24 protein-coding genes (1 of these 24 cut by a window edge) are annotated in these 22279 nt (G+C 36.2%); 10 read left to right on the top strand and 14 right to left on the bottom strand.

All coding sequences use genetic code 11. The features are described from left to right. Positions 1–93 carry the 3' end of a YgzB family protein gene (locus MNO09_RS28320; RefSeq protein WP_000025059.1) on the top strand. It extends 264 nt beyond the left edge of the window, so 93 of the gene's 357 nt are visible here — the last part of the coding sequence; its start codon lies off the left edge, out of view; it ends in the stop codon at positions 91–93. Between the two features lie 142 nt (positions 94–235). Here the strand turns inward: MNO09_RS28320 and perR are convergent, their stop codons facing one another. The 6 genes from perR to MNO09_RS28350 form a co-directional block, all read right to left on the bottom strand. Continuing rightward, a complete protein-coding gene (gene perR, locus MNO09_RS28325; RefSeq protein ID WP_000237831.1) occupies positions 236–664 on the bottom strand; it encodes a peroxide-responsive transcriptional repressor PerR in 429 nt (142 codons plus the stop codon). A 297-nt stretch (positions 665–961) separates the two neighbouring features. Then, the gene (gene bcp, locus MNO09_RS28330) at positions 962–1417 is read right to left on the bottom strand and encodes a thioredoxin-dependent thiol peroxidase (RefSeq protein WP_000633708.1); all 456 of its coding nucleotides are present in this window, start codon (positions 1415–1417) and stop codon (positions 962–964) included. 44 nt (positions 1418–1461) lie between these two features. After that, positions 1462–1866, bottom strand: coding sequence for a potassium channel family protein (locus tag MNO09_RS28335; RefSeq protein ID WP_000964347.1), 405 nt, complete (start codon positions 1864–1866; stop codon positions 1462–1464). A gap of 72 nt (positions 1867–1938) precedes the next feature. Then, a complete protein-coding gene (locus MNO09_RS28340; RefSeq protein ID WP_088106807.1) occupies positions 1939–2724 on the bottom strand; it encodes an ABC transporter permease in 786 nt (261 codons plus the stop codon). Between the two features lie 4 nt (positions 2725–2728). Further along, positions 2729–3520 (bottom strand): ABC transporter permease, encoded by a 792-nt coding sequence (locus MNO09_RS28345; protein ID WP_000521523.1) that lies wholly within the window; start codon positions 3518–3520, stop codon positions 2729–2731. After that, entirely contained in the window at positions 3513–4526 is a 1014-nt protein-coding gene (locus tag MNO09_RS28350) for an ABC transporter ATP-binding protein (RefSeq protein ID WP_000843649.1), read from the bottom strand. Before MNO09_RS28350 ends, MNO09_RS28345 begins: the two co-directional genes overlap by 8 nt. 127 nt (positions 4527–4653) lie before the next feature. Between MNO09_RS28350 and hemL the strand changes: the two genes are divergently transcribed. From hemL to MNO09_RS28365, 3 genes are all read left to right on the top strand, one after another. Further along, complete coding sequence (gene hemL / locus MNO09_RS28355) at positions 4654–5952, top strand: glutamate-1-semialdehyde-2,1-aminomutase (RefSeq protein WP_000673250.1); 1299 nt, start codon at positions 4654–4656, stop codon at positions 5950–5952. A 198-nt stretch (positions 5953–6150) separates the two neighbouring features. Beyond that, a complete protein-coding gene (locus MNO09_RS28360) occupies positions 6151–10587 on the top strand; it encodes a glutamate synthase-related protein (protein ID WP_241950077.1) in 4437 nt (1478 codons plus the stop codon). Positions 10588–10846: 259 nt separating this feature from the next. After that, on the top strand, positions 10847–11935 hold the full coding sequence (locus MNO09_RS28365) for an aromatic acid exporter family protein (protein WP_000765792.1): 1089 nt from the start codon (positions 10847–10849) through the stop codon (positions 11933–11935). Positions 11936–11950: 15 nt separating this feature from the next. On the opposite strand, the gene MNO09_RS28370 is transcribed toward MNO09_RS28365, so the two are convergent. The 4 genes from MNO09_RS28370 to MNO09_RS28385 form a co-directional block, all read right to left on the bottom strand. Further along, the gene (locus tag MNO09_RS28370; protein ID WP_001161587.1) at positions 11951–13711 is read right to left on the bottom strand and encodes an ABC transporter ATP-binding protein; all 1761 of its coding nucleotides are present in this window, start codon (positions 13709–13711) and stop codon (positions 11951–11953) included. Between the two features lie 54 nt (positions 13712–13765). Further along, positions 13766–14296, bottom strand: a complete 531-nt coding sequence (gene ntdP, locus MNO09_RS28375; protein WP_000506626.1) for a nucleoside tri-diphosphate phosphatase — start codon at positions 14294–14296, stop codon at positions 13766–13768. Positions 14297–14546: 250 nt separating this feature from the next. Continuing rightward, the gene (locus tag MNO09_RS28380; protein WP_000997573.1) at positions 14547–14807 is read right to left on the bottom strand and encodes a YgaB family protein; all 261 of its coding nucleotides are present in this window, start codon (positions 14805–14807) and stop codon (positions 14547–14549) included. A gap of 188 nt (positions 14808–14995) precedes the next feature. After that, positions 14996–15277, bottom strand: coding sequence for a gamma-type small acid-soluble spore protein (locus MNO09_RS28385; RefSeq protein ID WP_000039032.1), 282 nt, complete (start codon positions 15275–15277; stop codon positions 14996–14998). A gap of 125 nt (positions 15278–15402) precedes the next feature. Here MNO09_RS28385 and yfhS point away from each other — a divergent pair, with 125 nt between their 5' ends. Further along, a complete protein-coding gene (gene yfhS, locus MNO09_RS28390; RefSeq protein ID WP_000275433.1) occupies positions 15403–15627 on the top strand; it encodes a mother cell protein YfhS in 225 nt (74 codons plus the stop codon). Positions 15628–15662: 35 nt separating this feature from the next. On the opposite strand, the gene mutY is transcribed toward yfhS, so the two are convergent. Then, entirely contained in the window at positions 15663–16760 is a 1098-nt protein-coding gene (gene mutY / locus MNO09_RS28395) for an A/G-specific adenine glycosylase (protein WP_000171389.1), read from the bottom strand. A 149-nt stretch (positions 16761–16909) separates the two neighbouring features. Here mutY and MNO09_RS28400 point away from each other — a divergent pair, with 149 nt between their 5' ends. Further along, a complete protein-coding gene (locus MNO09_RS28400; RefSeq protein ID WP_070169383.1) occupies positions 16910–17890 on the top strand; it encodes a metal-dependent hydrolase in 981 nt (326 codons plus the stop codon). 24 nt (positions 17891–17914) lie between these two features. Here MNO09_RS28400 and MNO09_RS28405 read toward each other — a convergent pair whose 3' ends face one another. Next, on the bottom strand, positions 17915–18181 hold the full coding sequence (locus tag MNO09_RS28405) for a YfhJ family protein (protein ID WP_000997857.1): 267 nt from the start codon (positions 18179–18181) through the stop codon (positions 17915–17917). A 123-nt stretch (positions 18182–18304) separates the two neighbouring features. Here MNO09_RS28405 and MNO09_RS28410 point away from each other — a divergent pair, with 123 nt between their 5' ends. Together MNO09_RS28410 and MNO09_RS28415 are read left to right on the top strand one after the other, a co-directional pair. Beyond that, on the top strand, positions 18305–18463 hold the full coding sequence (locus MNO09_RS28410; protein ID WP_000517891.1) for a small, acid-soluble spore protein K: 159 nt from the start codon (positions 18305–18307) through the stop codon (positions 18461–18463). 46 nt (positions 18464–18509) lie between these two features. Further along, complete coding sequence (locus MNO09_RS28415; RefSeq protein WP_000122093.1) at positions 18510–18662, top strand: YpzG family protein; 153 nt, start codon at positions 18510–18512, stop codon at positions 18660–18662. Between the two features lie 64 nt (positions 18663–18726). Here the strand turns inward: MNO09_RS28415 and MNO09_RS28420 are convergent, their stop codons facing one another. Continuing rightward, positions 18727–19044 carry a YfhH family protein gene (locus tag MNO09_RS28420; RefSeq protein WP_001057030.1) on the bottom strand — a complete coding sequence of 106 codons (318 nt, stop codon included), beginning with the start codon at positions 19042–19044 and terminating at the stop codon, positions 18727–18729. A gap of 10 nt (positions 19045–19054) precedes the next feature. Further along, a complete protein-coding gene (gene recX / locus MNO09_RS28425) occupies positions 19055–19867 on the bottom strand; it encodes a recombination regulator RecX (RefSeq protein ID WP_000268514.1) in 813 nt (270 codons plus the stop codon). Between the two features lie 81 nt (positions 19868–19948). Between recX and MNO09_RS28430 the strand changes: the two genes are divergently transcribed. Beyond that, on the top strand, positions 19949–20854 hold the full coding sequence (locus MNO09_RS28430; protein ID WP_070169382.1) for a TIGR01777 family oxidoreductase: 906 nt from the start codon (positions 19949–19951) through the stop codon (positions 20852–20854). Positions 20855–20994: 140 nt separating this feature from the next. Then, positions 20995–22125: an amidohydrolase gene (locus MNO09_RS28435; protein ID WP_000698308.1), complete on the top strand. Its 1131-nt coding sequence runs from the start codon at positions 20995–20997 to the stop codon at positions 22123–22125. Positions 22126–22279: the final 154 nt, after the last annotated feature.

The following is a 22279-nucleotide window of genomic DNA, read 5'->3' on the forward strand; positions in this document are numbered from 1 at the left end:
TGTATGCATTGCAACCAACCTTTAACAATGGATCGAAATCTAGAAGGAAAAGAATTTGATGAGAAATATAATAAGAAGAGCTATAAATCATAGGCATATATATGTACAATGTGCCCTTACAAAATTAAATTAGGTTCTTCACTGAACGCTTTAAATCCTCCTGAACCTAACGTAATTCCCATATATAATAAAGAAAGAGGGAGACGTAAACGTCTCCCTCTTTCTTTATTATATATTACGCCTTATGACACTCTGGACAAACGCCATAAATTTCTAAGCGATGACTATTAATAACGAAGCCTGTCGTTTTCGCAGCTTCCTCTTCAAGCTGTTCCAAACCTCCATAAGGAAAATCAACAATTTTACCACATTTTTCGCAAATCACATGATAATGTTGACTTGTAACATAATCAAATCTACTTGAAGCGTCTCCATAAGTTAATTCCTTTACAAGTCCAACCTCTTTAAATACACGTAAGTTATTATAGACAGTTGCAACACTCATATTTGGAAACTTACCTTCTAATGCTTTATAAATGTCATCCGCTGTTGGGTGCGTCATAGATTCCACAAGGTACTCTAAAATAGCATGACGCTGTGGAGTAATGCGTACACCCGTATTTTTCAGCATTTCTAGCGCTTCTTTTAATTCTTCTTTGACCACCGTCATGCACCCCGATTCTATACGGATTATTATTTTATAATTCTTATAAAGAGTGTACTCCTTTTCTTATAAATCGTCAATATTTCTACTATAAGTATGTGGTTTATTTTTGTATATAGCCTTATTCTTATATATCCTTCCCCATTTTCTATACATTTACATAGAAAAAAAGTGCGACATAATCGCACTTGGAATACTATCATCTGAGGAGGTATGCCCTACACTTCACTTTATGTAAGACGATAAAATATGTATAGACACTCGCCTTACTTCTATATATTTATCTCCACAATGAATTTACTTTATATAAGAAAGAACATCCTCAATATGTCCTTTCACTTTCACTTTACGCCATTCTTTTACAAGCTCACCGTCTTTATTAATAAGGAATGTAGAACGCTCGATTCCCATGTACTCTTTCCCAAAGTTCTTTTTCAATTTCCAAACATCGTACAATTCTGCTACCTTATGATCTTCATCTACTAAAAGTACAAATGGAAGCTCATGCTTCTCAATGAATTTCAGATGTCTGTTCGCTGAATCAGGACTTACACCAAGAATAACTGTATCTTTCTCTTGAAATAATCCATATGCATCTCGAAAATCACATGCTTCAGTTGTACACCCTGGAGTCATATCTTTCGGATAAAAATATAGCACTACATTTTTACCACGAAAATCAGCTAAGCGAACTTGTTCCCCGTTACTTCCCTCTATTGTAAATTCTGGAGCCATTTCTCCTACTGTAATCATTGTTATCACTCCTACTCTTTTCTTTTACTATATCAAATGCTATCTTATTTTTCATTGTCTATTACAGACCTCATTACAAAAGCAAACGGTAATGTATATCCAATTAGCGCTTCTGCAATCGCAATCCATCTCCCTATTCCAATCGGAGCTATATCACCGTACCCAACGGATAATAAAGTAACCGCGCTAAAATATAAGCAAATTTCTACAAGTTGAAAAGATTGGGCATGCAAGCTTTCTCCATCTTCTTTCAAAACTGCAAAACCCATTTCTTCTAATACAACATAACTTAACCCAAACGCAATCAATACCGTTGTATAAATTAAAAATAAGGAGGCTAAATTATAAAGCGAAAAGAAACGCCTAGAATCTGAATATGAACTCCATAACAATTGAACACTTCTCAAAATAGCAATCGCTGCAATTAATAGAATAAATCCCCACAACATGTCCTCCACCTCATTTTATATGTATGAGACAGCCATTGGATTTATCCCTTAGAAACAAACAAGCTTCTATAATTAATTCCCAGCACCACGGTACCTTTTTACCCCTTGATTCCAAAGAGTAATTGCAATTGTAAAACAGATAACACCAACGAGTGGTGTTGCAAATGCATAGCTATTCCACTCTGTTTTTCTTAAAAAGTATGCTGCTGGATACACTCCGACAAACGCAAATGGTAAAACAAACGTTAAAATGAAGCGAATCACACGGTTATAAATGTTAACAGGATAGCGACCATAGTTACCTATGTTATACATTAGCGGCATAATTGAACTTTTCGCATCCGACCAAAAACCAAGGCTCGCAAGCGTAACAAATATCCCTCCGTATACAAGTGCTCCTCCTCCTACCATCAGTAAGAATAAGAAGAAATCGTACCAGTAAAAAGATAATTGCAGCTCCACTGCTGCGTAGCCCATTACAATCATTCCTGTGATCGCTCCAATTAAAGATTCAAGTTCCATTCTTTCTAATATAATTTGAAATAAACTATGAATCGGTCTCGTTAATATACGATCCATTTCTCCTTTAATAATATAACGATCATTAAAGTCCCATATGTTAAAGAAAGCTGAGAATATGGAAAATGGTACTAAAAAGAAACCATAAATAAAGATTACTTCTTCTCTACTCCAGCCTTTCAATGCTTGTGTATGCCCAAACACAACGAGAATAAAGATTAAATTAACAGCCTGTAGTGCTAAATCAGAAAGTAATCCAACGATAAAATCGCCCCGATACTCCAATTTTGTTTTTATATATTGGCTTGCATATTGCAAAAATAGGTTTATATATATCATCTCATCATCCCCCTTGTACAATTAGACGTTTTCTCGCCGTTCTCCACATGAGTACAATTGGAATAATAAGTACAATTGCCCAAATTACTTGGAATAATAATGCCTCATACAATTTACTTCCTTGTATACCTTCTGAAAAAATCATACTTGGAATATAACTAATAGCCTGAAACGGTAAAAATACCATTGCCTTTTGGGCCCATAACGGATAAAAACTAATTGGTAATAATAGACCTGAAAATAAATCAATAACAACACGTTTTGCATACATAATTCCACTATTATTAAATAGGAAGAACGTGAGCATTCCCGTCATTAAATTAATTTGTGTATTAATAATAAAACTAAATATTAAAGATAAGAAGAAATATAACCACGTTTGAAAATTCGTTGTAATTTGCAATGAAAATAATAAGGTAACAATAACCATACCTGGAATTGAAAAGAAGGCAAAACGAAATATTCCTTCACCAAGACCTTGCATCACTTTCATTCCTAAATAGTTATATGGACGAATCAGTTCTACCGCTACACGCCCTTCTTGAATCTCCATCGCAATTTCCCTGTCTATATTATTAAAATAAAAGGCACGTGCCATCCACGCAATTGCGATATACGTAGTCATTTGCGAAATAGATAAACTTTCAATATTCTCTTTTCCACTATAAATTGCTTGCCATAAAAAATAATACGCGCCGATATTAATTGTATAAATTAAAATCCCGCTATAATAGTTTGTGCGATACGCAAGCATCATTAAAAAGCGGATTCGAATCATTTCAATGTACTTACCCATGTTTAATACCCTCTTCATAAATGTTACGAATAATTTCCTCTGTAGACACTTCGTTAATTTTTAAATCTTTAATTTGAAATGCTTGTACTACTTTAGAAATAAGCATTGAAATGATAACTTCTTCATTCGGTATTTTTGCAACCCACGCGTTTTCCTCTTTCGCTTTCGACCAAACGACGTGACTATCAGGCATAACCATTGATAACGCCTGATAGGAAACTGGTGCAATAAATTGAAAATGTATTTCCTTCTCTGCTCCCCACTGCGTACGAAGATTATTTAAAGAACCGTCATACATAATATTTCCTTCATCTAGCATGATAACGCGCTCACATAAAGCTTCAATATCAGTAATATCATGGGTTGTTAATAAAATTGTTGTTTTATAACGTTCATTCATTTCTTTTAAAAATTCACGTATTTTCAATTTCACAAGAACATCTAACCCAATTGTTGGTTCATCTAAAAATAATAACGGCGGATTATGAATTAATGCTGCCGCTAATTCACAACGCATTCTTTGACCTAGAGATAACTTTCGAACTGGCTTATCTAATAAAGGACCAATATCTAACGTTTCAATCACGTGTTCCATATGCTCTTTATACTGAGCGTCTGATACACCGTACACTTTTTTTAATAAACGAAAAGATTCTTGTACAGCAATATCCCACCAAAGTTGTGAGCGTTGACCGAAAACAACACCAATTGTTCTTACGAATTCTTCTCTCTGCTTATGCGGGTTCATCCCATTTACTAAAATTTCTCCTGATGTCGGAGTCAAAATCCCCGTAAGCATTTTAATAGTTGTTGATTTACCAGCACCGTTCTCACCTATATACCCAACCATTTCACCTTGTTTCACAGTAAAAGATACATCATTTACTGCTGGTACTATTTTATAATTACGATTTAATAAATCGCGAAAAGCACCCTTTAATCCCGGACGACTTGAATAGGCTGTAAATTCTTTACGTAACCCTTGTACCTCAATTACCGATTTCATAATCGGACCCCCTTCCTAAATGTCACAACGAATAGTTTACCCAACTGCCTTCTCTATCACAAACAATACGTCTTTTCAAAAAACATGTTAGAATAATACATAGATTTTTGTAAGGAGATGAATTGTAGTGAAATTCACAAAATCAGAAGCATTACATAAAGAAGCTTTAGAACATATCGTTGGCGGCGTTAATAGTCCTTCTCGTTCTTTTAAAGCAGTTGGCGGCGGCGCTCCTGTTGCTATGGAACGTGGAAAAGGTGCTTATTTCTGGGATGTAGACGGAAATAAATATATCGATTATTTAGCAGCATACGGTCCTATTATTACTGGACATGCTCACCCGCACATTACAAAAGCAATTACAACAGCTGCTGAAAATGGTGTACTTTACGGAACACCAACAGCACTAGAAGTAAAATTCGCAAAAATGTTAAAAGAAGCAATGCCTGCATTAGATAAAGTCCGCTTCGTAAACTCTGGTACTGAATCAGTAATGACAACAATTCGTGTCGCTCGTGCTTACACAGGCCGCACAAAAATTATGAAATTTGCTGGTTGTTACCACGGTCATTCTGATTTAGTACTTGTAGCAGCTGGATCTGGCCCTTCTACGCTAGGAACTCCTGACTCAGCCGGTGTACCACAAAGTATCGCTCAAGAAGTTATTACTGTTCCATTTAATAATGTAGAAACTTTAAAAGAAGCATTAGATAAATGGGGACATGAAGTAGCAGCTATCCTTGTAGAACCGATTGTTGGAAACTTCGGTATTGTAGAGCCAAAACCTGGCTTCCTTGAGAAAGTGAATGAACTTGTTCACGAAGCTGGTGCACTAGTAATTTATGATGAAGTTATTACTGCTTTCCGCTTCATGTACGGTGGTGCTCAAGACTTACTTGGCGTAACCCCAGACTTAACAGCGCTTGGTAAAGTTATTGGCGGCGGACTTCCGATCGGTGCTTATGGTGGTAAGAAAGAAATTATGGAACAAGTTGCCCCGCTCGGACCTGCATATCAAGCTGGTACAATGGCAGGAAATCCTGCTTCTATGGCATCCGGTATCGCTTGTCTAGAGGTTCTTCAACAAGAAGGTCTTTATGAGAAATTAGATGAACTTGGTGCGATGCTTGAAAAGGGAATTTTAGAGCAAGCTACAAAACATAATATCGATATTACATTAAACCGACTAAAAGGTGCTTTAACTGTATACTTCACAACAAATAAAATTGAAGATTACGATGCAGCACAAGATACAGACGGTGAAATGTTTGGTAAATTCTTCAAGCTTATGCTTCAAGAAGGAATTAACTTAGCACCTTCTAAATACGAGGCATGGTTCTTAACGACAGAACATACAAAAGAAGATATTGAATATACAATTGAAGCTGTAGGCAAAGCATTTGCTGCTTTAGCGGATAATAAATAATCCCGTCATTAAAAGGAAAAAAGAAAGCACATCTTTCTTTTTTCCTTTTTTCTATTTCATAAATCCCTCATTAATAGTATAATTATTCATAATTATCTGTTTAATTTTCTTTTATATCCTTACTATCTTTGTATACAAGGCTGCTCACGCCTTAAATAGTAAGATTATTCAAACTTCAATAAGAGGGGGGATTGACGGATGCTCAATAAAACAAATACATGGACACCGTCTTTATTTCGAGATTATAAAAATGCAGAACATGATGCGTGTGGAATCGTTTCCGTTATGGAGAAACGAAAAATTCCTACAAAAGAAAACATTGACCTTTGCATACAATCACTTGTCAAAATGAATCATCGAGCTGGTTTCATTAATGGTGAAGGAGATGGTATCGGAATTCACATTGATGTCCCAAAAGCACTTTGGAATGAAAAGCTGAAAAATAACGGATACAATCCAACGATTGTGGATCATCCCCACTTTATCGTTGGACATTTTTTTCTAAATAAAAACGCAAATATCGTTAATTTAAAAAATCATATTCGTACGCAATTAAATAACGAAAGTTTTACTATTATTTTTGAAAGTGATGATGTAATAAATTCCGATGCACTCGGTCCACTTGGTAAACAGGAAGAACCTTTATTTTGGCAAGTTGCTCTTATCGCAGAAAATAAAGTTGAAAATATTGAGCAAACATTATTTTCAGTAACGATAAAAATAGAGGAAAACGAAGCGATTCATGTTGCTTCATTAAGTCGTGATCATGTTGTATATAAAGTTCTAGGTGCTGGGGATACACTTGTTGCCTATTACAATGATTTACAACATCCACTTATCGCTTCAACTATGACACTAGGACATAACCGCTATTCTACTAATACATTATCTAATTTTTTTCGTGTACAACCATTTAGCATTCTCGGACATAATGGTGAGATTAACACAATTGCAAAATTACGCGATCAAGCTGACATGATTCATGTTCCACTTACTGTTGGGGGAAGTGACTCCCAAGATTTAAACCGCACCCTAGAAACCCTACTTGTTCAATACGACTACAGTTTATTTGAAGCAATGGATATACTATTCCCACCAATTATTAATGAAATTAAACTTTATGAACCGCATTTACAAGATTTATATACGTATATACGTGAAGCTTGGGGCCATTTTGCGCAAGGTCCAGCTGGTATTATTTCACGTTATAAAGATGAGGCTGTTTTCAGCGTTGATTCCCTTGGACTACGACCAGTATGGAAAGTAGAGACAGTGAGTTCTTATGTTTTCTCTTCTGAACCTGGAGTTGTATCACCAACCGAATATGTAGAAGAACCGAAACCACTCGCGCCTGGAGAAAAGGTCGGATTAAAATGGAATGAACAAGATGAACTTGTTCTTTATGAATACGACAAATACCAAATTGAAGTATATAATCGTTTCCAAAAACGAATCGATGTTAGCAATTATCATTTAAACTTATCTATCCCTGAAACGAAAGAAATCCAAGGATTATGTGATTCTGTTCAAGTTGAAACGAAACAGTACGTTTCTTTCGGGTGGGATCGAGAACATATTCAGCTTCTTGAACAGATGGCAACAAAAGGCGTCGAGCCAATTCGCTCACTTGGGCATGACTCACCACTTGCAGCACTCGATACTGATAGACGAAATATCGCTGATTTCATTAAGGAAAGTGTAGCCGTTGTTACAAATCCAGCAATCGATCGTGATCGAGAGGTCGAGCACTTCTCCACACGAACAATACTTGGAGAGCGCCCAAGTTTATTAAGCGGAGCTAAACAGCCATTTGTAGTTGAGATGCTTTCCCCCATTATTCTAGAAGGAAGTGTAGCACAATCTATTATAGAGGAATTACACACAATTACGTACGAACAACTTATACAGCTATTCAATACTCATAGCTCTATCGCTACAATCTCTGCTACATTCAGTCCGACAGAAACTTTACAATGCGCCTTAAATCGAATTAGTTCTGAAGCGATAAAGGCCGTGAACGATGGAGCTTCCCTACTATTAATAGACGATGCCAATGCTCATCTAAATGAACAGTTATGGATTGATCCGCATTTAGTTACCGCTAAAGTACATCAAGTATTAAGCGAAAATAAATTACGCCGAAACTGCTCTCTCGTTATACGTTCTGGTGCCCTTCGCTCCTTACATGATATCGTCACACTGTATGGATTAGGAGCAGATGGTATGAATCCATATTTATTATTCGCAACCGTAAATGATGGAACAAAAACGCCAATTACGAATTTGTATACTGCTCTTAATAAAGGACTAGAAAAAGTCATTTCAACAATTGGAATTCATGAATTACGTGGTTACGGTCGCCTCTATTCTTCTATCGGATTACATGAGGAAATCGCAAATATATTACAAATTACGAATTTCTTCGGTTCAAATGATTTAGCTTTTTCGCTTGAATCACTTGCTGAAGATGCACAATTGCGAGCGGATGATTATAACAATCCTAAAGTTAGAATGCGAAAATCTTTTCATATATTCCCGCGAATTTGGAAAGCAATCGGCGATGTCGCAAAAGGAAACTCTTATGATGATTACCGTGACAAGTTAAGTGGATTAGAAGAAAATAATCCAATCGCAATTAGACACCTTGTTCAAACGAAACAAACAAAACATGTAGTTCCAACTGAAGAAGTGTCCATCAGCATTCAAAATCATGATTTACCATTTATTATTAGTTCCATGTCATTCGGTTCTCAAAATGAAGTTGCCTTCCGTGCATATGCAGAAGCGGCCGATCAGCTAAATATGATTAGTTTAAACGGTGAAGGCGGCGAAATTAAAGATATGATTGGAAAATATCCACATACACGTGGACAACAAGTTGCATCTGGGCGATTTGGCGTAAATGCCGAACTACTAAATTCATCAAACTTAATTGAAATAAAGATCGGGCAAGGCGCAAAGCCTGGTGAAGGTGGACATTTGCCAGGTTCAAAAGTAACTGCAAAAATCGCTGAAGCACGTAATGCTACAATTGGCTCAGATTTAATTTCACCTTCTAACAACCATGATATTTATTCCATTGAAGATTTAGCTCAAATGATTACAGAAATTAAAACGGCTAATCAACTTGCGAAAGTAGCTGTAAAGGTCCCTGTCGTCCCTAACATTGGAACAATTGCTGTCGGTATCGCAAAAGCTGGTGCTGATTTTATTAACATTAGCGGATTTGATGGTGGTACAGGTGCTGCACGTATTCACGCATTGCAACATGTAGGGCTTCCTGTAGAAATTGGTGTGAAAGCCGCTCACAATGCTTTATTAGAAGCAAATATGAGACATAAAGTAGAAATTTGGGCTGACGGTGGTATTCGAAGTGTTAATGATGCCTTGAAAATCATGCTCCTTGGAGCAAACCGTATTGGGTTTGGTACATTATCCATGATTGCAATCGGCTGTACAACTTGCCGCGGATGTCATCTAGATACTTGTCACGTTGGAATTGCAACACAAATTGAGTCTGAAGCTCAGGCGAAAGAACACGGATTACGCCGCTTCGTCCCGCGCGAATTAGAAAGCGCCGTTGCTGGATTATTACATTTATTCACCACTTTTGGCGTAGAACTAAAACGATTAACAGGAAATCTTGGTTATGCAAATTTACAAGAAATTGTCGGACGTTCCGATTTATTAGAACAAGTTCGAGGCGAAAATTTATTAAATTTATGTAATTTACTACAAACGATAGAACACCCATCTGTTACAAAAACAGAATACGTACCGGAAAAACAATTTGAAACAGTTCATTCCCCTCATTCAAAAGAATTAGTAAGCGTTGGCGTAGAGCAACGCGTTATGGGTGGGCTAGAATCTTGCTATCGCGTTCGTAGTAAATTATATGAAGACACGAAGCTTGAACCACTTACATTAAAGTATACGAATGGCTCTATTCCTGGAAATGGATTAGGTGCTTATAATAGTGAGAACTTATTTATACACGTAAATGGCGGTGCACAAGATGGTATTGGTAAAACTTCCTTTGGTGGTGGTATTTATATAACGAAAGCAAAAGGAAAAGACGGCATATATTATAACGGTTCTGTCGGAAAAGGTTTTGGGTACGGTGCACAAAAAGGATCGCTATACGTTCAAGGTAACGCTGATGCTCGCGCCGGCATTCGCCTCTCTGGAGCAGACATGATAATTGGAGGGCGAATGACAAAGCCACTCCGTGAAAAAGAGCAAGGGAATATAGGTGTATACTCTAATATTAAAGGTTTCGCTTTTGAATATATGACAAATGGGCGAGCGCTTGTTTTAGGGGATCCTGGTCCATGGATTTGTGCTGGTATGACTGGTGGTGTTGTTTATTTACGTCATGATTCAAGCTCGGGTTTAACAGAACACGCCTTAAAAAGAAGAATCGCAAAAGGGGCAAATGTTACATTACAACCAATTAGTAAAAATGGCGTGCAAGATGTGACTGAGTTATTGCTAGATTATATTCGTGTATTAAATGAACATGAGCAATACGAGGAAGTTGCTTTATTAACACCGTTACTCGATGATATGCAGCAACAGTTTTTTGAAATTATCCCGAAAAAAGAGCAGGCTGATCCATCTATCTCCACAGAGTGATATACCAACTTTTCATTCTCAAGAAAAAATTGACGAAGTACACTTCTCATAGTAATCTATAGTAACAATTTGAAACCTGCTGAAATTCAGCAGGTTTTTTCACTAAAAATTGATGTTTAAAAAGAATTAGGAAAAAGTATAAAATGAATCTTAATTTCTTATTAACGTCACTAAAATATCACTTGCTAACATATTGTAATGAATGTATAGTATCATGTTGTACATTCATTATGACAAGAGAAAGGATCTTATTAAGGGTATGAAACTTGGTGCTCGCATTTTAAAAACGGGTATTGCCATCACATTAGCTTTATTTGCTTGTATTTTACTTCAATTACCGAGTCCAGTATTCGCGGGAATCTCAGCTATATTCGCTGTTCAACCGTCTGTATACCGCTCGTATTTAACAGCTCTTGAGCAAATTCAAGCAAACGTCATTGGTGCGGTATTCGCTATCGTATTTGCTACTGCTTTTGGACATAATCCTTTTATTATTGGATTAACATGTATATTAGTAATTGCGCTTACGTTACAATTACGATTAGAAAACACAATATCAATTGCTTTAGTAACAGTTATCGCCATTATGGAGTATCAGGGCGACGATTTCTTTAGTTTTGCCTTACTTCGCTTTGCGACGATTATGATTGGAATTATTGCGGCTTCACTTGTAAATTTAGTGTTTATGCCGCCAAAATACGAAACAAAACTATATCACCGTATCGTTGATAATACAGAAGAAATTGTAAAATGGATTCGAATGAATAGCAGGCAAGCTTCTGATTTTACAACGCTAAAAACTGATATTGATCGTATGAAAGAAAAGATGATCAAACTAAACCATTACTATTTGCTGTATAAAGAAGAAAGAAGCTACACGAAAAAAGTAAAGTTCGCAAAAATTCGTAAGCTCGTTTTATTCAGACAAATGTTAGCGACGACAAGCCGTGCTTTAAGTACGTTAAAATCATTACATCGTACTGAAAATGAACTGCGCTATATGCCAGAAGAATTTCAGGAATCTATCCAAAACGAACTTGACTCATTAACCCATTACCATGAACAAGTTTTATTAAAATTTATTGGTAAAGCAAAAAAACAACAATCCGTTGAAATGCTTGATGAAGTTGAAACAGGTAAACAAGAATTAATTGATATCTTTATGGATTATCAAAACAAGGACGATGAGGAAGCTTATAAAACATGGCTACACCTCTTCCCTCTTATTTCTGCCATTATTAACTATAGTGAAGAAGTAGAGCATTTAGATTTACTTGTGGATAGCTTCTACACATACCATAAACCAGAAGCAGAACTCCAAATCGAAGATAAAAAAGAAGACGAATAAAGAAAACAGCTCCTTTTACGCTAAAGGAGCTGTTTCTGTTATATGTTGAAGTTGATATAAATTGTAATAAAACCCTCTTTTTTTCATTAACTCTTCATGAGAACCTGTTTCTTTAATTTCACCATCTTCAATGTAAATAATCGTATCCACATGTGTAATCGTCGCCAATCGATGTGCGATTACGATCGTCGTCCGATCAGCAGCTAACGTCTGAAGCGCCTGCTGAATATACCGTTCATTTTCTAAATCTAAAGCGGAAGTCGCCTCATCTAATATAAGTAACGATGGATTCTTTAGAAACACTCTTGCAATCGCTACACGTTGCCTTTGCCCACCAGATAACTTCACACCGCGTTCCCCAACGACAGTATCATAGCCATCAGGTAACTCTATAATAAAATCATGAATTTGCGCAGCTTTAGCAGCTGCAATCACTTCTTCCTCTGTAGCTTTCGGATTTCCATATAAAATATTTGCCCCGATTGTATCACTAAATAACAAATTATCTTGCAGTACAATTCCAATATGACTACGTAAATTTCTCATATCATACTTTCTAACATCTATTCCATCTACATAAACTGCACCTGAAGAAACATCATAGAAACGTGGGATTAAGCTAGCAAGAGATGACTTCCCTCCCCCACTCGCTCCTACAAGTGCTACCTTCTCTCCTGGCAACATAGTTAACGAAAGGTTATGTAATATCTCTTTTTCATCCGAATTGTAACGAAAAGATACATTATCAAATATCACTTCACCATTTAATTTTGTCGTTTGTACCGCACTTGGCACATTGACAATATCGTATTTTTCATCTAACAATTCAAACACTCGATCCATCGATGCGAAAGACTGTGTTAATGTTGTGGAGGAATTAACAAGGCGGCGAAGCGGACTATACAAACTATCCATATATCCAACAAAGGCAACCATAGTCCCTAATGTTAACCGCCCCTGAATTACTTCATATGCTGCAAAGCCGATCACCAGTAACGGGCCTAAATCGGTTAACGTATTCACTGCTGAAAATGTCCTTGCAGTCCAACTCGTATGCGTTAACGCTTTTGTCAAAAATTCATTATTTCTTTTTTCAAACTGCTTACCCTCATATTCTTCTAATGCAAAGCTACGTGTCACTTGCATCCCTTGAATACGTTCATGTAAATACCCTTGCATCGTTGCTAACGCTTGTGAACGCTCTTTCGTCAATTTTCGAAGACGTCCGAAAAAATATTTCACCGCCACTACATAAATAGGTAAAATTAATAGCGCAACAAATGTCAATTTTATATTCATAGAAAACATAACAATAATAGCAATAGCAATTGTTGCCGTATCTAACCAAACATTCATCAAACCAGTAATTACAAAATCCTTCGTTTGTTCTACATCATGGATTACACGTGAAATAATTTCCCCTGTTTTTGTGTTCGAATAATAGCGTAAACTCAACTTTTGCAAATGACCAAAAATATGTTTTCGCAAATCATATAGTATTGTATTTGCGATACGCTGCGCGAAATATTGACGATAATATTCAATTGGCGGTCTTATTACTGCAAAAATAAAAAAGGCAATCCCAACGGCTGTTACTAATTGGGATGTTTTATCTTGAAGTGACCCTCCACCTTGAATTACATCATCGATAATATATTTTAATAACCACGGCATAATAAGCGGGATGCCGAATTTAACTAGACCAATCATAATCGTAATAGCAATAAGCCATCGATATGGTTTAACAAAGTGCAAATATCTTTTTATACCTTGCACATAATCCCCCCTCTAATAGGACAAACCTGCCGGGAAATCCCCTGCAGGTTTGTTTTAATTTCTGTACATTAAATATCTTTCATACCACATATCTACAAAATCTGGCGCGAATGGCCCTTTTCTTTGATGAATCCATTGTGTTAATTGTGCTACATTTCGTTTTAAAATAGTATCAATAACAGGTGGATACTGCATAATTTGACTATGCTTTTCATACTCATCTTCATCTAAAAGCGTATATGTCATATCTGGATATACTTTAATATCTAAATCATAATCAATGTACTTTAATGCTTCAGAATCATATGCAAAAGGTGAGCCTAAATTACAATAATAATATACTCCCTCTTCCCTTAGCATCCCAATTACATTAAACCAATAGTTTGCATGAAAATAACAAATTGCTGGTTCACGAGTAATCCATGTTCGGCCATCTGATTCTGTCACTACTGTACGATCATTTGCTCCGATAACAAGACTCTGTGTCCCTTTTAAAATTGTTGTCTCTTCCCACATTCTATGAATGGAGCCATTATGTTTATAACTATGTATTTGTACTTTTTCTCCTTCTTTGGGAAATCCCATATATGCTCCCTTCTTTCAACTGCAAATGCCCTTTGAGCTGCATTCACTTTTTTTCTATTATAACTTTTTTGTCGAAATTTTAAAACTAAAGCGACAAGACTCTATTTTTCACACCGAATACTATATCCCTAATCTTCTTAGGAGACGGGGCCTTCGCTGAATGATTTACAAACGAGGAAATGGGAATAGAAAAAGCCCTTCCTTATTTCTATCTAAAGAAGGGCCTTTCACCGGAAGGTAACAATATGCCTTACCCTAAATTCGAAATCATTTTTTCAGTTTCAAAAGATTGAATCACACTATTTGTTTGCTCTTCAAATTTCTCATGTAACAGTTTTAACGCTAATTCTGTTCTATATATTTCTTGGCGGATAAAATGTAATTCCTTTTTATCGCACGTATCCTTTTCGCTGATTTCAATTTGCTGATATTTCTCTAGATGAGCTTGTAACTTTAACAACTCATCCATCGTTTCCAATTGCTCTCCTACCAACTTATCAAAATCGTTCATTACTTACCCCCTTTTAGATTTATTCATCAGTTATTATTCCTAATTACATATTTCTAATCTTTAACTTCCTTCTCCTTTGACTACATTTGTTGACTTATTAGAAGTTATGTCGTTCGCTTTCTTTTCATTACAATGACCCGCACACAAAGAAAACACTTCTCTCGAAATGGAGAAGTGTTTTTCTTTCATTACTCGTTTGAACTAGAAGATTGTGATTGTTTTGCAGCTGATTGTGCATTTTGTTTTTTCACAGCATGCACATCTGTTTCAGTTGCAAATTCTGTACCATAACTAGCGTTTGCACTTTGTGCACCAGAAGCTTGTGCTTTCTTTGCTTCTGATTGTGCGTTTGCTTGTTTTACTGCTTGTGCATTTGTTTCAGTCGCGAACTCTGTACCATAACTAGCATTTGTACTTTGAATGCTAGCACCCGAAGTTGCTTTGTTATAACCTTGTTGTTTTTTACTCATCTTTCTCACCTCCACAACCAATAATGTAACCAATTCACTTAGAAGTTATCCGTAATTTTCTTTTGAAAAAATTTCGCATATATCTCTTATTACTCATTCAAACTATAGGAAATGGAGGTGGTAGTATGTATATAGGACGCGATATGACCGAACTAACGATGATTTCCAAAAATGAATGGAAAGAAGATGAATTAGCTTATTTTCATCACTCATTACAACAGATTTTGCCGTATTTAAATGCAGAAGGTCAAAGTATCTATAAAGAAATTGTAGTAGAAATTGAATCAAGAGGTGGCTTACAAGAAGGTGATGCTAGTTGGACTCATGGGACAAAAATTTCTTACGATTAAAAAAGTGTTCCCAATCTAGGGAACACTTTTTTTGTTTATTGCATTGTAATTTTCTCAACACAACTCTCATAAATCGTACGATGCGATTTAGAGAAAGGTAACTGTTCAAAAGCTTCTTTCGATACAAATTTCAATGTATCTGTTTCAACAATATCACCGGTTACTTTTCCGTAAAATACAAATATATCCCAAGTACGATGAGTAAATGTATGTTGTACATTCATTGCGTATTCTTCAATAGAAATCGAGAGCTCAAATTTTTCCTTCATATAATCTGTAAGCTGCTCTTTCTGATTCCGAATCCCTTCGCCAAGTTCAGCATTCGGAAACTCCCACATGTTAGCTAATAACCCGGTACTTGGACGTTTATTAATGACGTAACGACCATCTTCAGTTTGAAGTACCCCTGCAACAATCGGTACCATTGTAGGAGCCTTAGCTTTACTTTTTACTGGTAATTCCTTTTGAACACCTTCAGCATATCCTCGGCAATGTTCACGTACAGGACAAAGTAAGCAAGATGGATTTTTTGGAATACAAATTAGTGCACCTAATTCCATCAAACCTTGATTAAAATAAGATGGATTTTCAGCCGAAATAATTTCACGTACAATCTCTTCAAACACTTTTCTAGTTTTCGGTTTTGCAATGTCATCCCATACTGATAAAATGCGAGATAATACACGCATAACATTTCCGTCAACTGCCGGCTCTGGTATACCATATGCGATACTTAAAATAGCACCTTTTGTATACGGGCCAACTCCTTTTAATTTTTCAATTTTCTTTACATCACTCGGTACTATCCCGCCGTATACTTCTTTCACTTCTTTTACAGCCGCATGTAAATTTCGTGCTCTAGAATAATATCCTAAACCTTCCCATGCTTTTAACACTTCTTCATCACCAGCATTTGCCAAAGATTCTAGAGTAGGAAACTTCCCCATAAAATTCGCGTAATATGGTTTTACAGCTTCTACCCTCGTTTGCTGCAACATAATTTCCGAAACCCAAACGCGGTATGGATCTTTATTTTTACGCCACGGTAAGTCGCGTTGCTCTTCTTCAAACCAATCAATTAAATCATTTTGAAACTGCTCTATGTTAAAATTATTTAATATTTCAAGTGTCAAACTTGATCCCCCTCATTTTTTTGCATATAAGTACTATTATAAAGATTTTAGGAAAAAATTTAAGTAAGATGACATAGGAAATAGAAGGCAAAGGACTTGAGGTATCGAATAAAAAGAGTTACATTAATAAAAAACGGAGGTGGATTTCTATGGACACAGCCACTCACCTTGTTATGGGCGTTACTCTAGGCAGTTTGGCAACGTTAGATCCAGCCATAGCACAAAGTGATATTGGACCACAAGCAGTTATGCTTGCTACAATTGCCGGTTCCAATATTCCTGACATCGATACAGTTTTAAAATTGCGTAATAACGCTAAATATATAAGAAATCATCGCGGGATTACTCATTCCATTCCTGCAGTGATTCTTTGGTCATTCCTTATAAGTGGTATCTCTTTCGCCTTCTTTTCAGACGCTCCATATTTGCATCTACTACTTTGGTCATTTATTGCCGTCTTTCTTCATGTCTTTGTAGATATTTTCAACGCCTACGGTACACAGGCATTACGGCCCTTCACAAAAAAATGGGTAGCACTCGGCATCATTAATACATTTGATACCGTCATTTTCTTTATCCACCTACTCGCGATTGCTTGTATGCTCGTAGGTTCCCATAAAGGGTATACTGCTTTAGCAGCGTATATATTGATGATTGTTTACTATATCGGACGGATTATGATGCATAGAAACATACGTAGCGTCGTATATAAACGTTTCAATCACGTGGAGAAGATAATCATTTCTCCTTCTTACAGATTTTATCATTATCATTTAGCAATCGTTACAACTGATTATTACTACGTTGCTAGATGGCATCGTGGTAACATCATGGTCTATGATAAGTTCGAACGGATACCGTTCCCAGATAATGCTATTATGCGCGCAGCTAAACAAGATGAAAACATCTCAGCATTTCTATCTTTCTCCCCTGTATATCGCTGGGACATTTTCGATTATGATCATTATTACGAAGTTCGCTTCATTGATTTGCGCTATCGCAGTAAAGATTATTATCCATTCGTTGCAATCGTTCAACTCGACCACAATTTAAATATTATTAGTTCCTATACAGGATGGATTTTTAGTGAAGAAAAACTTCGAAAAAAACTGGAATTACTTCCACATTAAAAAAAGCGACTTAAGTCGCTTTTTTTAATGTTTCAAATGATCTTCTTGATTGATTAAATGGCTATATTTCGGATTATTTGTACGCATTTCATGAAGGCGACCTCCATGATTATTAATCCATGTTCGTACCACTTGTTCAGTCATTTCATCACCTTGATAACGACCTGATTTAGCATAAGTTGTTTGAAAGTCTTCCCACAATAATTCAACCCACGCACGAGCTTGTGCGTAAGAAAGTTTGTCATTTTTGTCTAATAGTTCTTTTGTTAATGTTTCGTGAATATCATTCATGTTCTATTCTCCTTTTACCTATTTATTCCCTTAATTTCTAAAGGATAGTTTCTTCTATTTTGCACATTCTATAAGTGATACTTCTTAAAGAGGTATCAACTGATGATGAGGAGGGCGTTCGCAATGGGTAAACAAGCCGAATTTTGGTCTGAGTCAAAAAACAACAGCAAAATCGATGGTCAGCCGAAAGCGAAATCACGCTTCGCTTCGAAACGACCTAACGGCACAATTAACACGCACCCACAAGAACGTATGCGTGCTGCAAATCAGCAGGAAGAATAGTACAGGTACAACCTAAAAAATTAACTTCCTACACGAGGTGATAAAGATGAGCTACCGTGATCGCTTAGATAGTCGTTCTGAATTATTTAACCATACGTGGACTCGTCCGAAACATGCAAAAGCGCAAGTTAACGGACAGACGCAACAAACCCAGTCTCTCATTATACTGGCGAATGAATGTAAAAAACGCCAATTTTAGAATCTCCTATCTCCTGTAACGCCTACCAAAAATGAAAACCAGAGAGATATTCGCTCTCTGGTTTTCATTTTTCTTGCAATAAAGAAATCGGTATTCCAATCTCTTCATTATCATTTTGCTTATGTCCCCAAGCAAATACCCCGTTGAAATACGTAATTTCAAATAATATACCAGGTTCTTCTACTAATTCATATGTCTCACCAATATGAAATTTGTTTATATCAGTCATATAAGCACGAGCCATTGCCATCTTTCGCATTAATACATCGAACTCATTTACAATACCAAGCTGCTCTGCCTTTATTGCTTGCTCTTTCAAAACCCCAATTTCTTCCCTTAGCTCATGTGGTGTCATTTCACTGTAGCGTTTTGGCATATTCATCTTATTCCCCTCATCCCTCTTCACGTTTCATCTGCAAAAATATCTCTATCTCATCAATAGAGAACCCTTTGCGATATAACGCTTGTTTCATCTTATTTTCGAATGTCCATCCATCATACTTCTTATATTTCTCATAATATTTATTCCCATGATAGTGTAACGCTTCTTGTTGCTGTTCGTCATCTTTTTCGTCTTTCAATTCTTCCAAACAAATTTGAATTACATCTCTAGAATATCCTTTACGAACAAGCATTTCGTCTAACTTTAGCTTCATTTGTAAAAAGGAATGCTTTTGATAAGACCTTTTCTTCTTTTCTATAAGAAGTAAAGCATTCTCAATTTGCTTTTCCTTCGGATATTCTTGTAAACTATGTGTAATGATTAGATCCTGAACACCTTTATTTAATAACTCTCTTTTAATAACAGTTGGACCCTTTCGATTCACATTACTTTGCGTTCGCGTATATAAAACAGCGTACTCTTTATCATTAATATATCGATCATGTAATAATTTCGAAACGACTTCAGAGATGACGGCCTGTCCCACTTCTTTTTTTCGTAAATAGTCTTCTACTTCTTTTTTTGTTCTCATTTGATAGGATAGATAGGAAATTGCTTGTAAATATGCTTTTTGTACCTCTTCATTGTATAAAATATTTCCTAACGCTTGTTCATCAATTTCTAACCCTTTTTGTAATCCATGTTTCATTAAGATTACTTGATCCACACTAAATCCGTATTCTTCACCTTGACCTTTATCAATATAAATATTAAACCGTTCTTTCGATCGTTTTTGCACTTCTATTTTTGTAATGACAGCCATACTCTCACCTCTCTATTATTTTAACATAGTCAAGGAACGTTTTTGCTTTTCAAGAATATATATAATGAGGAGGAAATAATTGTGAGAATCGCAATTTCTGGTGGTACCGGCTTTATCGGTAAATACCTTTCTACTTTTTTTATTCAAAAAGGATATAATGTTCACATTCTTACTCGAAACAAAACTACTGAAACTTCCCACCCTAACCTTCAGTATGTACAATGGACACCAGATTTACAAACCTTCCCCCTCTCTTCTATCGATGTAGTTATTAATCTAGCTGGAGAGTCTATTAATAGTAGATGGACAAAGAAACAAAAGGAATCCATTTTAAACAGTAGAATTCAAACAACAAAAGGACTCATTAAACAATTACAAACACTTGGTACAAAGCCAAATACATTTATTAACGCAAGTGCTATTGGATACTATGGAACGTCTGAAACTGAGTCTTTTACAGAACAGCATGAGATTCCTGGAAATGACTTTTTAGCAAATACAGTATATTCATGGGAACAAGAAGCATCTAAAGCACGTTCTCTTGGAATGCGAACAATCTACGCAAGACTTGGAGTTGTATTAGGCGCAGACGGAGGAGCTCTTCCCAAAATGCTACTCCCCTATCAATTCTATATTGGAGGTACAATTGGATCTGGAAACCAATGGTTATCATGGATTCATATAGACGATGTCGTTCGCCTAATTGATTTCATCATACACAAAGAAGAAATTGATGGCCCTTTTAACATCACAGCTCCCCTACCTATAAAAATGAAGGAATTTGGAGAAACCATTGCAACTATAATGAAAAAACCTCATTGGTTACCTGTCCCTTCATTTATGCTTCACACTTTATTGGGTGAGATGAGCATACTTGTACTCGAAGGACAACATGTATTACCTAGTAAAGCAATTGAACATGGGTATCAATACACATTTCCGGCAATAGACCATGCATTACAAAATGTACTTTCGCATACAATGTAGTACTTCTAAAACACAGTTTTACAGGGCCCCCTTTCAAAACTTTCATTTTCTAGAATCCGGAGCATTATTACACAAATAACCTTTCAGTTACTTTCCCTTAAATTCCATTAACATTGTAAAGTAACAGAAATGAGGTACCTATGAAAATATTGCTCAAACAAGCCATTGTCTATCCTATTACATCCCAAAAATTTCAAGGGGATGTACTCGTTATAGGAGAAAGAATTGCCGAGGTCAAGCCTTCCATTCAACCCACTCAAGATATGACAGTTATAGACGCTCGTGCACTTCATCTTTTACCTGGATTTATTGATGTCCATACTCATCTTGGTCTCTATGATGAAGGTACTGGTTGGGCTGGCAATGATGCAAATGAAACATCTGAAGTTTCAACACCACATATCCGTTCTTTGGACGGAATCCACCCTTTTGATATTGCATTTCAAGATGCTGTACAAAACGGAATCACAACTGTTCACGTTATGCCAGGAAGTCAAAACATTATCGGCGGTACGACTTGTGTAATAAAAACAGCTGGAACTTGCATTGATCATATGATTATTCAAGAACCTGCCGGCTTAAAGATTGCCTTTGGAGAAAATCCTAAAAAGGTCCATAGTAATGGAACAAAAGAATCCATAACACGTATGGGAATTATGGGGTTACTTCGGGAATCATTCTATGAAGCACAGCACTACGGGCATGAAGCTGATTTTCGAATGCTTCCTATCTTAAAAGCATTACGCCGCGAAATACCCGTACGTATCCACGCTCACCGAGCAGATGATATTAGTTCTGCTCTACGCTTTGCAACAGAGTTCAATCTCGATTTACGTATTGAACATTGTACAGAAGGACACTTTATTGTTGAAGAGCTTTCGAAACACAATTTGAAGGTTTCAGTTGGCCCCACTCTTACACGCCGTTCTAAAATCGAACTTAAAAACAAAACATGGGATACTTACCATATATTATCGAAAAATGGAGTGGAAGTTTCTATAACAACAGATCACCCTTATACACCAATTCAATATTTAAATGTTTGTGCTGCTGTCGCAGTAAGAGAAGGATTAGACGAAAAAACTGCACTAGAAGGAATCACTATATTTCCAGCACGAAATTTACGTTTAGAGGATAGAATTGGAAGCATTGAGGTTGGAAAAGACGCTGATCTCGTGTTATGGACTCATCATCCTTTCCATTATTTAGCCAAGCCTGTACTAACCATGATTGACGGAAAAATAATTTACAAAAAAAATAAAAAAAACTAGTTTATTTTTTTGACTAGATAAAGTATTATACGATTATAAACTGAATGAAACCATAATCAATTTGTGTCGTGATTATCATTTTCAAATTGATGAATGGGGAAGGCAAATGGTGCGCCACCAGCGTTAGAAACTGGTTCTAGTGGGTTCGATTCCC

The sequence above is a fragment of the Bacillus sp. N5-665 genome, assembly GCF_022637375.2.
In the GTDB taxonomy this organism is placed as follows: Bacteria; Bacillota; Bacilli; order Bacillales; family Bacillaceae_G; genus Bacillus_A; species Bacillus_A wiedmannii.